We start from the raw sequence: 13,376 nt of genomic DNA on the forward strand, positions 1-13,376 counted from the left end.
GAGAAGAAGAACAAGCCCGAGCTGGCCGCCAAGCTGGGCAAGCTCTGCGACATCTTCGTGCACGACGCCTTCGGCACCGCGCACCGCGCCGAAGGCACGACCTACGGCATCGCCGAGACGGCACCCATCGCCTGCGCCGGCCCGCTGCTGGCGGCCGAGATGGATGCGATTTCCAAAGCGCTGGCCAACCCGAAGCGCCCGCTGGTCGCCATCGTCGCCGGCTCCAAGGTCTCGACCAAGCTGACCATCCTGCAGGCCCTGGCCAAGAACGTCGACGGCCTGATCGTCGGCGGCGGCATCGCCAACACCTTCATGCTGGCCGCGGGTCTGAAGATCGGCAAGAGCCTGGCCGAGCCCGATCTGCTGGGCGAAGCCACGGCGGTGATCGAAGCCATGAAGGCGCGCGGTGCCGAGGTGCCGATCCCCGAGGACGTGGTCTGCGCCAAGGCCTTCGCCGCGGATGCACCCGCGACGGTCAAAGCCGCCACCGAGGTGGCCGACGACGACCTGATCCTGGACATCGGCCCCAAGACCGCGGCCAGGCTGGCCGAGAAGCTCAAGGCCGCCGGCACCATCGTCTGGAACGGCCCGGTGGGCGTGTTCGAGTTCGCCGCCTTCGAGAACGGCACCAAGGTGATCGCGCAGGCGATCGCCGAAAGCAGCGCGTTCAGCATCGCCGGCGGTGGCGACACGCTGGCCGCGATTGCCAAGTACGGCATCGAGAAGGACGTGGGCTACATCTCCACCGGTGGTGGCGCCTTCCTGGAAGTGCTGGAAGGCAAGACGCTGCCGGCGTTTGAAGTGCTCGCGCGCCGCGCGGCCTGACCGGCTCAGTCGGCGGCCATGTTCAGGCGCAGGCCGGTCTGACGCACCACGTCCTGCCAGCGCTCGCCCTCGGCGAGCAGCAGGTCGTGCAACTCGCCCGGCGTCGAGGTCTGCACCTGGGCGCCTTCGGCCTGCATGCGGGCCGCGACCTCCGGGTCGCGCAGCACCGTGTTGAGCGCGGTGTTGAGCTGGCGCGTGACGCTGTGTGGCGTCTTGGCCGGCGCGAACAGCGCGTACCACTGGGTCATGGCCACACCCGGCACCCCGGCTTCCGACAGCGTCGGCACATCGGGGCAGGCCGCCAGCCGTTCGGTGCCCGCCACCGCCAGGGCCTTCAGCCGCTTGCTGCGCAGGTAGGGCAGGGCCGTGAACAGGCTCGGGAACATCAGCTGCACCAGGCCGTTGGCCACATCCGCGATCGCCGGCCCGGCGCCTGAGAAGTCGGCGCGGGTCAGTCGCGTGCCGGTCTGCAGCTGGAACAGCTCGGCCGCCAGGTGCGGCACCGTGCCTTCGCCGGCCGAGGCGTAGGCCATGGGTGCCGGCGCGTCGCGCAGCAGCCGCACCAGCGAGGCCACGTCGTCCACCGGCAGCGCCGCCGGCACCACCAGCAGCGTGGGCGAATAGCCGATCAGGCCCACCGGCGAAAAGTCGGCCACCGGGTCGTAGCGCAGCTTCTGCAGCGCGGGGTTGATGCCGTGGGTGGCGATGTAGCCGAACATCAGGGTGTGGCCGTCGGGTTCGGCGGCGGCTACGTATTCGGCGGCGATGCTGCCGTTGGCGCCCGCCCGGTTGTCCACCACCAGCGGCTGGCCCAGCAGGGGGCCCAGCTTGCGCGTGAGCGTGCGCGCCATGGTGTCGTTGCCGCCGCCCGCGCTGGTCGGCACGATGATGTGCAGCTCGTGCTGCGGAAAGTTGCGCACCGCGCTGGACGCCGACGGTGCCACGCTGCCGGGCACCGGCGCCGCGGGCGGGAACACATAGCCCGGCAGGTGCAGCATGCCCTGCATGATCTTGCGGGCGGTGCGCACCAGGGCGGCGCTCCTGACCTCGATGGCCTCGCCCTCTCCTTCAATGTCCACCGCCACGTCGATCTGCCCGGCCGGGTGCAGCACCACCAGCGCATGGCGGCCCGCCTGGCGCGCGATGCCGCTGGCCACCGTGCCAGGCAAAGCAAACGCCGTGGCCACACCGATGGCGCCGGTGACCGCGTGCGAGGCGTGGCACTTGTGCGGTGTGAAGTAGCGCGAGGTGATGCTGTCCAGCGAGTCGCCCGCGCTGACCAGCACCGGCTTGGGCACCACGCTGCCCGACACGTCGCCCAGGCCCATGCGCCGGCCGGCTTCCAGCCGCAGCGCCTCGATGCGCGCCAGCAGCGACGGGTTGGCGTCCAGCTCGGCCGGCCGTTCGCGGCCGGTGAGGCCGAGGTCGATGGCGCGCAGGATCATCAGCGGCATGGCCGCGTCGATGCAGGTCACCTCCAGACCGTCGATGGTGTCGATGCGCTGGCCGGTGGGAAACACCTGGCCCGTGACCGCGCCCCAGGCGTCGAGGAAGTTCAGCAGGATGGGCGCCGCGGTGCCGGCCACGCCGTCGATGCGCGCGTCGCCGTCGTAGCTCACCTTGCCGCCCGGCGTGCGCACCGTGGCCTCGATCTGCGAGCCGGTGTTGACGTTGTGGATGCGGACCGTGGTGCTGCCGTCCTGCGCGGTGATCAGCCCCTGCTCGATGGCGAACGGCGCCACGCCCGAGAGCATGTTGCCGCAGTTGGGCCGCGTGTCCACCGAGCGGTGGCCGACGCCGACCTGGGCGAACAGGTAGTCCAGGTCGCAGCCCGGCACGCTGGAGCGCGAGACGATGGCGACCTTGCTGTTGAGCGTGCTGCCACCGCCCAGGCCGTCGAGCTGCAGCGGGTCCGACGCTCCGATGGCGCCGATCAGCGCCTGGTCGCGCGCCTCGTCGCCTTCGGGCAGCCAGTCGCGCAGGAAGAACGGCCCGCGCGAGGTGCCGGCGCGCATCAGCACGCAGGGGATGGAGAGGGACATGGCGTGCTCAGTCTGCGGTGATCCTGGCCTTGACCACCACGTTCTTCCACTTGGCGAGCTCGGTCTTCACCAGGCTGCCCAGCTGCTCGGGCGTGCTGGTCTCGACATCGGCGCCGTGGTCTTCCATGCGTTTGATGACTTCCTTGTCGGCCAGCACTTCGTTGATGGACTTGTTGAGCTTGGCGATCACGTCCTTCGGTGTCTTTGCGGGCGCGAAGATCGCGTACCACTGCTGCACCTCGACGCCGTCGACACCGGCTTCCTTCATGGTCGGCACGTCGGGCAGCAGCGGCGAGCGCTTCGGACCGGCGATGGCCAGCGCCTTGAGCTTGCCGCCCTTGACGTGCGGCAGGGCCGAGAACAGGCTGGGGAACATGAACTGCGTCTGACCACCCAGGGTGTCGTTGATCGCCGGCGACGAGCCCTTGTAGGGCACGCCGATCATCTCGACACCCGCGTTGAGCTTGAACAGCTCGCCCGCAAAGTGCGGCGCGGTGCCGTTGCCGGCGGTGGCGTAGACGTAGCGCTCGGGCTTGGCCTTGAGCTGGGCCACCAGGTCCTTCACATCCTTCACGCCCACAGCGGCGTTGGCCACCATCAGCGTGCCCGAGTAGCCCACCATGGCGACCGGCTCGAAGTCGGTCACCGGGTCGTAGCGCAGCTTCTGCAGCGCCGGGTTCATGGCGTGGGTGGCGATGTAGCCCAGCATCAGCGTGTGGCCGTCGGGTGCGGCGCGGGCCACGAACTCGCTGGCGATGGCGCCGTTGGCGCCGGCCTTGTTCTCCACGATCACGCTCTGGCCCAGCATGGGCGCCAGCTTCTGCGCGATGGTGCGGGCCATCAGGTCGTTGCCGCCACCGGCGGCGGTGGGCACGACGATGGTGACGTTCTTGCTGGGGAAGCCCTGGGCGGCGCTGGTGAGGGCGGTGAGGGCGAGGGCGATGGCGGTGAGGGTGGACTTCATGGGTTTGTCTCCGGTGTTGGGGAAAGTGGGCGAATGATCCGTCGCCCGGAGATGTCTGTGAATTGCATAGTTGGGATCGATTGATCCACAATGTGCATCAATCAGAAACCCCGTGTCCAGCACCTCCCATGTCCGTCCATTTCGATCTCAACGACCTCATGGCGTTCCGCGCGGTGGCCGAACTCGGCAACTTCCGCAAGGCGGCCGAATCGGTCCACATCTCGCAGCCGGCCTTCAGCCGCCGCATCGACAAGCTGGAGCAGGCGCTGGGTGTGCGCCTGCTGGAGCGCAGCACGCGGCGCGTCAGCCTGACGGTGGTGGGGCGCGACTTCGACCGCCAGCTGCGCCAGATCCTCGACGCGCTGGACACCACGCTGCTGGGCATCCGCGGCGTGGCCGCCACGCGCATGGGCGAGGTCACCATCGCGGCTGTGCCCTCGGCGGTGAACTACTTTCTCTCCAGTGTGATCGCGCGTTACCACGAGCGCTACCCGCGGGTGCGCGTGAAGATCATCGACGAGAGCGCCAACACGGTGCTGCTGGCGGTGGCGCGCGGCGAGGCCGACTTCGGCCTGAACTTCGTCGGCTCGCAGGAGGGCGATGTGGAGTTCAAGCCGCTGGTGGAGGAGCAGTTCGTGGCGGCCTGCCGGCGCGACCACCCGCTGGCGAAGAAGCGCCAGGTGCGCTGGGCCGAACTCGCGCAGTACGACTACATCGCGGCCGACAAGGTCTCGGGCAACCGCCTGCTGCTGGACCAGGCCCTGGCCGGCATGGCCGAGCAGCCGCACAGCCTGTACGAAACGCGGCACGGCACGACCATGATCGGCCTGGTGGAGGCGGGGCTGGGCGTGGCGGTGGTGCCCTCGATGGCCATGCCCGCCAAGGACCACCCGCTGCTGGCCAGCGTGCCGCTGGTGGACCCGGTGGTCAAGCGCATGGTGGGCCTGATCAAGCGCCGCTCGACCGTGCTCACACCGGCGGCGCAGGAGTTCTACAACCTCTGCGCCGAGATGCAGACCGGCCAGCGCCGCCGGCGCGCGCGCAAGGCCGCGGCCTGACACGGCCGGCGGTGGCTCAGGGCCTGCGGAGTTTCAGGGCTTGCGCGTCGGAATGCGCAGCACCACCCAGGCGCCCACCGCGCCCAGCACCACCAGCACCACCTGTGCGATCCAGCGGTGGCGGAAGCTCCAGATCGAGAAGCTCACCATCACCAGCATCGAGACCACGGCGATGGTCTTGGTGCGCCGCGTGAGGCTGCGGTTGGCCTCCCAGTCGCGCAGCATCGGGCCGGTGAGCCGGTGGTTGAGCAGCCAGGCGTGCAACCGCGGCGAGGCTTTCGCATAGCAGGCCGCGGCCAGCAGGATGAAGGGCGTGGTGGGCAGGCCGGGCAGCACCACGCCGATCAGGCCCAGCACCAGCGACACCGAGCCGGCGACCCAGAGCAGGCCGCGCACCAGGCGAGAGTGGTGGACCGGCGCCGCGCCCTGGTCGCCCTGGCTCATGAGGCGAACAGGCCCAGCGGGTGGTGTGCCACGGCGATGCTGGCCATGAAGCCGACCACGGCCAGCGCGGCGACAAAACAGAGCGCCTTGGCGCCGCGCGTGGGCGCGCGTTTCAGCGCCAGCGTGCCGAGCACGATGTACACGATCAGCAGCACCAGCTTGGCCAGCAGCCAGTGGTTCTGCGTGGGGTTGAGCTGCAGCAGCCACCACAGCGTGCCGCCGGCCAGCAGCAGCAGCGAGTCGATGACCGGTGCCAGGCCGCGCGCCCAGCCCGTCATGGGCCAGGCCTGCCCCGCCAGCACGCCCAGACCGCGCACGGTGAACAGCGCGACGCTGAGCGTCACCAGGGTGATGTGCAGGGACCGCACCGTGGGGTAGAGAGCGGCGATCAGTTCGGGCGAGGGCATGGTCCGCGCATCATAGGCGGCTGCAGCGGCGGAGCGTGGTTGCGTCAGTTCAGGAAGGGGTAATCGGTGTACCCCTCGGCGCCACCACCGTAGAAGGTCATCTTGTCGGGTTTGTTGAACGGACCGCCGGCCTTCAGGCGCGCCACCAGGTCGGGGTTGGCAATGTAGGGGCGACCGAAGGCCACCAGGTCGGCGCCGTCGGCCAGGGCCTGCTGGGCCAGCGCCAGGTCGTAGCCGTTGTTGACCATCCAGGCGCCGCTGCCGCCGGCCGCGCGGTAGGCGGCCTTGAACGCGGCGTAGTCGAAGGGCCGGTCGGCCAGCTCGCGGGGGCCGCCGGTGGCGCCTTCGATCACGTGCACATAGGCCAGGCCCATCGGCCCGAGCGCGCGCGCCACGTGGTCGAACAGCGGCTGCGGGTCGGCGTCGACGATGTCGTTGGCCGGCGTGACGGGCGAGAGGCGGATGCCGGTGCGGCCGCCGCCGATGGCCTCGGTCACCGCGGACACCACCTCCAGCAGCAGGCGCGCGCGGTTCTCGATGGAGCCGCCGTAGGCGTCGGTGCGCTGGTTGGCACCGGTCTTGAGGAACTGGTCGAGCAGGTAGCCGTTGGCGGCGTGGATCTCGACACCGTCGAAGCCCGCTTCAATGGCGGCCTGCGCAGCGCGGCGGTAGTCGTCCACGATGCCCGGCAGCTCGTCCAGTTGCAGCGCGCGCGGCGCCGAGGTGTCGACGAAGGTCGGCACGCCGTCCTTGAGCAGCACGGTCTTGGTCTTGGCCGTCACAGCCGAGGGCGCGACGGGTGCGCCGCCGCCGGGCTGCAGCTCGTTGTGCGAGACGCGGCCCACGTGCCAGAGCTGGGTCACGATCTTGCCGCCGGCCGCGTGCACGGCGCTCGTCACGGCCTGCCAGCCCGCGATCTGCTCGGGCGCGTACAGGCCGGGCACGTCGGCGTAGCCCTGGCCCTGGTGGCTGATGGCGGTGGCTTCGGTGACCAGCAGGCCGGCGCTGGCGCGCTGGGTGTAGTAGGTCGCCATCAGCGGGGTGGGCACGGCGTTCGGCGCGCGGTTGCGCGTGAGCGGGGCCATGACGATGCGGTTGGCGAGCTGCAGGTCGCCGGCGGTGGTGGGGTCAAAGAGGGTGGTCATGTGAACAGCGGTGTGTAAGACGGACAAACGGCGCACAGCCTAGCGCGGGCCGGCAGGGGGACTGGTCCGGCCGGCGACAAATCCCTTCGGTGCCCCGGCCATCGCGCCGGCGACCGCACACCGCGCACGACAGGCGGACAATCCCGCGCATGAAACCTCTGCATTCCATCCGCCTGTCCATGCTCGACCTGGTCGCCGTGCGCGAAGGCGGCACCGTGGCCGACGCGCTGGCCATCGCGCTGCGCACCGCACAGCACGTCGAGCGCCTGGGCTTCACCCGCTACTGGCTGGCCGAGCACCACAACATGAGCGGCATCGCCAGCTCGGCCACGGCCGTGCTGGTGGGCCACATCGCGGGCGGCACGCAGACCATCCGCGTCGGCTCGGGCGGCGTGATGCTGCCCAACCACGCACCGCTGGTGGTGGCCGAGGCCTTCGGCACGCTGGCCGAGCTGCACCCCGGCCGCATCGACCTGGGCCTGGGCCGCGCGCCCGGTACCGACCCGCTGACCATGCGCGCGCTGCGCCGCGACCGCGTCGAGACCGAAGAAGACTTCCCGCGCGACGTGGCCGAGTTGCAGCGCCTGCTGGACGACCCGCAACCCGGCCAGCGCCTGATCGCCATGCCCGGCGCCGGCACCAAGGTGCCGATCTGGCTGCTCGGCTCCAGCCTGTTCTCGGCCCAGCTCGCCGCCGAGCGCGGCCTGCCGTATGCGTTTGCCTCGCACTTCGCGCCGCGCTACCTGCTGCAGGCGCTGCAGCTGTACCGGCAGAACTTCAAGCCCTCGAAGACGCTGGACAAGCCCTATGCGGTGGTCGGCGTGCCGCTGATCGCCGCGCCCACCGACGACGAGGCGGAATACCTGGCCAGCAGCACCTACCAGCGCGTGCTGGGCATCCTCACCGGCCGGCGCGGCCAGCTGCCGGCGCCGGTGCACGGTTTCATGGAGCGGCTGGACACGCAGGCGCGCGCGGCCATCGCCGACTTCCTGGCCTGCGCCGTGGTGGGCGGGCCGGAGACGGTGCGAGCCGGCCTGCAGCAACTGGCCGACGCCACCCAGGCCGACGAGTTCATGCTGGTGAGCGACGTGTTCGACCCCGCGCTGCGGCTGCGCTCGCTGGACATCGCGGCCGAGGCGATGCGGGTCAGCGCGCCGGTGGTGCCGGCGGCAACGATCCCCTGAGCCATTCGCGCGGCGAGTGCCCGGTCTTGGCGGCGAAGGCGCGGCTCAGGGCCGAGGGGTTGGCGTAGCCCAGCTCGCTCGCCAGCTGCTTGATGGAGCTGCCCCGCGCCAGGCCCGTCTGGGCCAGCCCGATGCGCCAGTCGCTCAGGTAGTCCGCCGGGGTCTGGCCCACCAGCTGCCGGAACTGGCTGGTGAAGCTGGTGCGCGACATGCCGGCCACCACCGCCAGCTGCTCCACGCTCCAGGGCTCGCCGGGGGCGTCGTGCATGGCCACGATGGCCCGCGCCAGCCGCGGGTCCGCCAGGCCTGTGACCAGGCCGGGAGGCACGCCGGCCTCGCGCGGGTGGTCGAGCAGCCAGCGCAGCGTCTGGATCAGCACCACCTCGAACAGCCGGTCGGCCAGCAGGCGGTGGCCGCAGCGCACGCGGGCGGTCTCGGCGAACAGCAGCTCCAGCGAAGCCCCCAGCCCCTCGACCTCGTCCAGCGACAGCACGATGGCGCCGGGCAGGGTGCGCACCAGCGGGTGGGCCGGACCGCCCTCGAACCACAGCTGCGCACAGGTGAAGTCGGCGCCTTCGATGGGCGGGTTGTGGAAGTGGTGGGCGATGGCGCGCGGGTAGAACAGCAGCGCGGGCGCGCTCAGGTGCAGGCGCAGCGGCACAGCCTGCCGCGGCGGGTGCGTGACATCGAGCGTGCCCCGGCGCAGCAGGTGCAGGTAGCCCATGCCCGGCGGCGGCGTGAAGCTCTGCACCCCGCAGAGCGTGCCGGTGAACGACAGCTCGGCGCGCACGGGAAAGCGCTCCAGCAGGCCGGACAGGCGGTCGATGGGCGGGGGCGGGACGGTCATGCCAGGGCTTGGACGAAAGGGTATGAATTCTGTACGAAATGATCCCATCTGAACAGGTTGCAACCCGACACTGGGTGTCACGGATCGCCGCCCGGCGGCCCGCCCTCCATCCCCAACCCAGGAGTTTTTCATGCGTTCTGTCCGTCTGCACACCCCCCTGAACACCGCCCTGCTGGCGGCCGCCCTCGCCGCCGCCGGCCCTGCCCTGGCCGACGGCACCCACGGCCACACCGGCGGCATCGCGACCGCGCCGGCCAAAGCGGTCCACGCGCCCTTCGACGTGGTGCACACCCGCATCACCACCGAGGACAACGCCCTGGTGTTCCACATGCAGGTCTCGGGCAAGGCCGGGCGCACGCGGCCCACGAAGTCGGGCCAGCTGGCCGGCAGCAAGGTGTTCTCCTACGTCTGGCCCACCAGCCTGGACCCGGCCGAGGTCGGCTTCGAGCCCAAGACCGGCATCCTGGCCTTTGCCGTCACCGCCCACCCCGACTTCGACGACACGCCGCTGTTCGACGAAAACGGCGACGGTCACCTGAAGAACGACGGCGGCGTGTGGCACTCGCACTGGGTGGTGCTGCAGCCGGACGAGGCCTGCGGCAAGGACTCGCTCAAGGTGGTCGACATTCCCGAAGGCAGCCGGCCGCGCCTGCCCAGGACCTGGCCGGGTCTGCCGCTGCTGATCGACAGCCCCGGCTGGAGCCCGTCGTTCGCGCGCGGCAGCGTGAGCGTGCGTGTGCCCTTCGACAACGTGTCGGCGCTGCAGGCCACGAAATTCGACGGTGTCACCGCGGCCCTGCGCGTGAACGCCAGCGTGCACGCCCCGCTGCTGTGTGTGGCCCAGGTGTTCAAGGTGGCCTCGGGCGACCTGTCGCTGCCGGGCCAGGTGGACCGCTGAACTGGAACACCCGCCGCCGGTTCAGTTCAGGTGCGGCGGTGTCCGCATCTGCTCCGGCGTCGTGAAATAGGCCGACAGCGAGCCCAGCCGCTCGCGCGCCTGCGCGAACTCGTGCCGCGCCACGCTGCGCAGGTGCACCTCGTCCGGGCCGTCGAGCAGGTGCAGGGCGCGGCCCCAGGTCCAGAACTGCGCCAGCGGCGTGTCGGGCGACAGGCCCATGGCGCCGAAGACCTGCATGGCGCGGTCCACCACGCGGGTCTGCAGGCCGGCGGCCACCACCTTGATCGCCGCGACCTGCGCGCGCACGGCGGCCGGCTCGGCCTGTTCGGGGTGGTCCAGCAGCCAGGCGCAGCGCAGCACCAGCAGACGCGCCTGGTCGATCTCGATGCGCGAGTGCGCAATCCATTCCTGCACGTTGGCGTAGTCGGCCAGGTGGTGGCCGAAGCTGCGCCGCTCCAGTGCGCGCTCGGTGGCCAGGGCCAGCGCCAGCTCGCACTGGCCGATGGTGCGCATGCAGTGGTGCACCCGGCCGGGGCCGAGCCGCGCCTGCGCCATGGCGAAGCCGTGGCCCCAGTCGCCCAGCAGGTGGTCGGCCGGCACCCGAACCTGCCGCAGCACGATTTCGCAGTGCCCCTCGGGCGCGTGGTGATGCACCACCGGGATGTTGCGCACCACCTCCAGACCGGGCGTGCCCATGGGCACCAGCACCATGCTGTGCTGGTGGTGGGCATCTTCACCGTCGTCACCCTCGTTGCGCGCCATCACGATCAGCACACGGCAGGCCGGGTGCGCCACACCGGTGATGAACCACTTGCGGCCGCTGAGCACGAGGTCGTCGCCCTCGCGCCGTACCGTGGTCTGCAGGTTGGTCGGGTCCGACGAGGCCACGTCGGGCTCGGACATCGCAAACGCCGAGCGGATCTCGCCGTGCAGCAGCGGGATCAGCCAGTGTTCGCGCTGCGACGGGGTGGCGAAGCGGTGCAGCAGTTCCATGTTGCCGGTGTCGGGCGCGCTGCAGTTGAACACCTCGGCCGCCCAGCTCAGTTTGCCCATGGCCTCGGCCAGCGGCGCGTAGTCGAGGTTGGCCAGGCGCGTGCCCGGCTCGTCGGCGCGCAGGCCGGGCAGGAACAGGTTCCACAGCCCTTCCTCTTTCGCCAGCGTCTTGAGGTCTTCCAGGAAGGGCGGCGGGTACTGCCCGTCCTGCACCGCCTGGTGCCAGGCCGCGTTGTGCGGCAACACATAGGTCAGCAGGAACTGGTCCAGCTGGCGCAACAGCGCCTGTGCGCGGGGGCTGTGTTCGAAGTCCATGGCGGGATTGTTCGCCCGGGTGCGGGGCGCCGTCCGCACCTGGGCGACACACCGGCCCCGGTCGGTCACGGGCTTGATGCAGGTCAAGCCGTTTCCGGGCAAAAAAAGGGGCTGGCGATGGCCTTCTGATGCAGCCGACTTTGCGGCAAATCAAACTACCTATGGTGTCTGGCGGGTACCTTAGACACCATAGGTAGTGTCCAAGGAGGATTTGCATGAACGATTCGATGGTGTCCGGCTGGCCGCGCGAGGTGCTCAAGCGCTCGGGGCTCCGGGAGGCCTTCAACGCCGACAAGATCCGCTCCGCGCTGGCGCGCGCGGGGCAGGCCAGCGGGGAACTCGACGGGGCCGAGGCGCAGCTGCTGTGCGCGCAGGTGGTCAAGGTTCTGGGTCACCGCTTCAATGGCGCGGCGCCGACCATCGAGCAGATCCAGGACGTGGTCGAGCAGACCCTGATCGCGGCCAACCACCTGCGCACGGCGCGCGGCTACATCGTCTACCGCGAGCAGCACGCCCAGCTGCGCAGCGACCGCCAGACCCTGGTGGACGTCGAGGCCTCGATCAACGAGTACCTCACGCGCGCCGACTGGCGCGTCAACGCCAACGCCAACCAGGGCTATTCGCTGGGTGGCCTGATCCTCAACGTGGCCGGCAAGGTCACGGCCAACTACTGGCTCTCGCACGTCTACACGCCCGAGATCGGCGCAGCCCACCGCGACGGCGACATCCACATCCACGACCTCGACATGCTCAGCGGCTACTGCGCGGGCTGGTCGCTGCGCACCCTGCTCAACGAGGGCCTCAACGGTGTGCCGGGCAAGGTGGAGTCGGGTCCGCCGAAGCACCTCTCGTCGGCGGTCGGGCAGATCGTCAACTTCCTGGGCACGCTGCAGAACGAGTGGGCGGGCGCGCAGGCCTTCTCCTCCTTCGACACCTACCTGGCGCCCTACGTGCGACAGGACCGCATGGACTACGCACAGGTGCGCCAGTGCATCCAGGAGCTGGTCTACAACCTCAACGTGCCCTCGCGCTGGGGCACGCAGACGCCGTTCACCAACCTCACCTTCGACTGGGTTTGCCCCGAAGACCTGCGCGAGCAGGTGCCCGTGATCGCCGGTGTGGAGATGCCGTTCTGCTACGGCGAGTTGCAGGCCGAGATGGACCTGATCAACCGCGCCTACATCGACGTCATGACCACGGGCGACGCCAAGGGCCGCGTGTTCACCTTCCCCATTCCCACCTACAACATCACGCCCGACTTCCCCTGGGAGAGCGAGAACGCGCGGCGCCTGTTCGACATGACAGCCAAGTACGGCCTGCCCTACTTCCAGAACTTCATCAACTCCGAGCTGCAGCCGAACATGGTGCGCTCCATGTGCTGCCGCCTGCAGCTGGATTTGCGCGAACTGCTCAAGCGCGGCAACGGCCTGTTCGGCAGCGCCGAGCAGACCGGCAGCCTGGGCGTGGTCACGGTGAACTGCGCGCGCCTGGGCCACCTGCACGCAGGTGACGAGGCCGGCCTGCTGGCCGCGCTGGACCGCCTGCTGGAACTGGGCAAACAGAGCCTGGAGACCAAGCGCAAGCTGATCCAGCGCCTCATGGACCAGGGCCTGTTCCCCTACACCAAACGTTACCTGGGCACGCTGCGCAACCACTTCAGCACCCTGGGCGTGAACGGCATCAACGAGATGGTGCGCAACTTCAGCGGCGACGCGCACGACATCACCACCGACGAGGGCCACGCCTTCGCGCTGCGCTTCCTCGACCACGTGCGTGCGCGCATCGTCGCGTTCCAGGAGGAGACTGGCCACCTATACAACCTCGAGGCCACCCCGGCCGAGGGCACCACCTACCGCTTCGCGCGCGAGGACCGCAAGCGCTGGCCCGGCATCCTGCAGGCCGGCACACCCGAACAGCCCTACTACACCAACTCGTCGCAGCTGCCGGTGGGCTTCACCGACGACCCGTTCGAGGCGCTGGAGCGCCAGGCCCCGCTGCAGCGCCAGTACACCGGCGGCACCGTGCTGCACCTGTACATGGGCGAGCGTCTGAGCAGCGGCGACGCCTGCCGCGCCCTGGTGCAGCGGGCGCTGACGAACTTCCGCCTGCCCTACATCACCGTCACGCCCACCTTCTCCATCTGTCCCACCCACGGCTACCTGGCCGGCGAACACCCGTTCTGCCCGACCTGCGACGCCGAGCGGCTGGCCGCCAAACGCCAGCTGCAGGCGGCCTGACACACCGTTCTCCAACC

At 70.1% G+C, this 13,376-nt stretch carries 12 protein-coding genes; 5 read left to right on the top strand and 7 right to left on the bottom strand.

Translation table 11 applies throughout. The annotated features are described in order from the left end of the window. A partial coding sequence (locus BC358_RS20750) for a phosphoglycerate kinase (protein ID WP_079367302.1) occupies positions 1-825 on the top strand: 825 nt, incomplete at its 5' end. Between the two features lie 5 nt (positions 826-830). Here BC358_RS20750 and BC358_RS20755 read toward each other — a convergent pair. Further along, positions 831-2,867 (bottom strand): 4-oxalomesaconate tautomerase, encoded by a 2,037-nt coding sequence (locus BC358_RS20755; protein WP_079367303.1) that lies wholly within the window; start codon positions 2,865-2,867, stop codon positions 831-833. Positions 2,868-2,874: 7 nt separating this feature from the next. Further along, positions 2,875-3,831, bottom strand: coding sequence for a tripartite tricarboxylate transporter substrate binding protein (locus BC358_RS20760; protein WP_079367304.1), 957 nt, complete (start codon positions 3,829-3,831; stop codon positions 2,875-2,877). Positions 3,832-3,959: 128 nt separating this feature from the next. Between BC358_RS20760 and BC358_RS20765 the strand changes: the two genes are divergently transcribed. Then, on the top strand, positions 3,960-4,889 hold the full coding sequence (locus BC358_RS20765) for a LysR family transcriptional regulator (protein WP_079367305.1): 930 nt from the start codon (positions 3,960-3,962) through the stop codon (positions 4,887-4,889). Between the two features lie 33 nt (positions 4,890-4,922). On the opposite strand, the gene BC358_RS20770 is transcribed toward BC358_RS20765, so the two are convergent. The 3 genes from BC358_RS20770 to BC358_RS20780 are packed head-to-tail and all read right to left on the bottom strand — an operon-like array spanning position 4,923 to position 6,885. Next, on the bottom strand, positions 4,923-5,333 hold the full coding sequence (locus BC358_RS20770) for a YbaN family protein (protein WP_066157122.1): 411 nt from the start codon (positions 5,331-5,333) through the stop codon (positions 4,923-4,925). Next, positions 5,330-5,740 (bottom strand): SirB2 family protein, encoded by a 411-nt coding sequence (locus BC358_RS20775; protein WP_079367306.1) that lies wholly within the window; start codon positions 5,738-5,740, stop codon positions 5,330-5,332. The genes BC358_RS20770 and BC358_RS20775 overlap by 4 nt, the downstream gene beginning before the upstream one ends. Before the next feature lie 44 nt (positions 5,741-5,784). After that, positions 5,785-6,885: an alkene reductase gene (locus BC358_RS20780; protein ID WP_079367307.1), complete on the bottom strand. Its 1,101-nt coding sequence runs from the start codon at positions 6,883-6,885 to the stop codon at positions 5,785-5,787. A gap of 149 nt (positions 6,886-7,034) precedes the next feature. Between BC358_RS20780 and BC358_RS20785 the strand changes: the two genes are divergently transcribed. Next, the gene (locus tag BC358_RS20785; RefSeq protein WP_079367308.1) at positions 7,035-8,069 is read left to right on the top strand and encodes an LLM class flavin-dependent oxidoreductase; all 1,035 of its coding nucleotides are present in this window, start codon (positions 7,035-7,037) and stop codon (positions 8,067-8,069) included. On the opposite strand, the gene BC358_RS20790 is transcribed toward BC358_RS20785, so the two are convergent. Continuing rightward, positions 8,032-8,916 carry an AraC family transcriptional regulator gene (locus tag BC358_RS20790; protein ID WP_079367309.1) on the bottom strand — a complete coding sequence of 295 codons (885 nt, stop codon included), beginning with the start codon at positions 8,914-8,916 and terminating at the stop codon, positions 8,032-8,034. The genes BC358_RS20785 and BC358_RS20790 overlap by 38 nt on opposite strands. A gap of 130 nt (positions 8,917-9,046) precedes the next feature. Between BC358_RS20790 and BC358_RS20795 the strand changes: the two genes are divergently transcribed. Next, a complete protein-coding gene (locus BC358_RS20795; RefSeq protein ID WP_079367310.1) occupies positions 9,047-9,814 on the top strand; it encodes a hypothetical protein in 768 nt (255 codons plus the stop codon). Positions 9,815-9,835: 21 nt separating this feature from the next. On the opposite strand, the gene BC358_RS20800 is transcribed toward BC358_RS20795, so the two are convergent. After that, the gene (locus BC358_RS20800) at positions 9,836-11,122 is read right to left on the bottom strand and encodes an acyl-CoA dehydrogenase family protein (RefSeq protein WP_079367430.1); all 1,287 of its coding nucleotides are present in this window, start codon (positions 11,120-11,122) and stop codon (positions 9,836-9,838) included. A gap of 215 nt (positions 11,123-11,337) precedes the next feature. On the opposite strand from BC358_RS20800, the gene BC358_RS20805 reads away from it, so the two are divergent. Beyond that, positions 11,338-13,359: a ribonucleoside triphosphate reductase gene (locus tag BC358_RS20805; RefSeq protein ID WP_079367311.1), complete on the top strand. Its 2,022-nt coding sequence runs from the start codon at positions 11,338-11,340 to the stop codon at positions 13,357-13,359. The last annotated feature ends 17 nt before the right edge of the window (positions 13,360-13,376 follow it).

Source organism: Hydrogenophaga sp. H7 (assembly GCF_002025745.1).
GTDB classification, from domain to species: domain Bacteria; phylum Pseudomonadota; class Gammaproteobacteria; order Burkholderiales; family Burkholderiaceae_C; genus Hydrogenophaga; species Hydrogenophaga pseudoflava.

What these genes read in the sequence shown, in the direction of transcription:
- BC358_RS20770 (WP_066157122.1), bottom strand. Translation starts at nt 5,333, where the DNA reads ATGAGCCAGGGCGACCAGGGCGCGGCGCCGGTCCACCACTCTCGCCTG.
- BC358_RS20800 (WP_079367430.1), bottom strand. Translation starts at nt 11,122, where the DNA reads ATGGACTTCGAACACAGCCCCCGCGCACAGGCGCTGTTGCGCCAGCTG.
- BC358_RS20755 (WP_079367303.1), bottom strand. Translation starts at nt 2,867, where the DNA reads ATGTCCCTCTCCATCCCCTGCGTGCTGATGCGCGCCGGCACCTCGCGC.
- BC358_RS20775 (WP_079367306.1), bottom strand. Translation starts at nt 5,740, where the DNA reads ATGCCCTCGCCCGAACTGATCGCCGCTCTCTACCCCACGGTGCGGTCC.
- BC358_RS20785 (WP_079367308.1), top strand. Translation starts at nt 7,035, where the DNA reads ATGAAACCTCTGCATTCCATCCGCCTGTCCATGCTCGACCTGGTCGCC.
- BC358_RS20765 (WP_079367305.1), top strand. Translation starts at nt 3,960, where the DNA reads ATGTCCGTCCATTTCGATCTCAACGACCTCATGGCGTTCCGCGCGGTG.
- BC358_RS20760 (WP_079367304.1), bottom strand. Translation starts at nt 3,831, where the DNA reads ATGAAGTCCACCCTCACCGCCATCGCCCTCGCCCTCACCGCCCTCACC.
- BC358_RS20805 (WP_079367311.1), top strand. Translation starts at nt 11,338, where the DNA reads ATGAACGATTCGATGGTGTCCGGCTGGCCGCGCGAGGTGCTCAAGCGC.
- BC358_RS20780 (WP_079367307.1), bottom strand. Translation starts at nt 6,885, where the DNA reads ATGACCACCCTCTTTGACCCCACCACCGCCGGCGACCTGCAGCTCGCC.
- BC358_RS20795 (WP_079367310.1), top strand. Translation starts at nt 9,047, where the DNA reads ATGCGTTCTGTCCGTCTGCACACCCCCCTGAACACCGCCCTGCTGGCG.
- BC358_RS20790 (WP_079367309.1), bottom strand. Translation starts at nt 8,916, where the DNA reads ATGACCGTCCCGCCCCCGCCCATCGACCGCCTGTCCGGCCTGCTGGAG.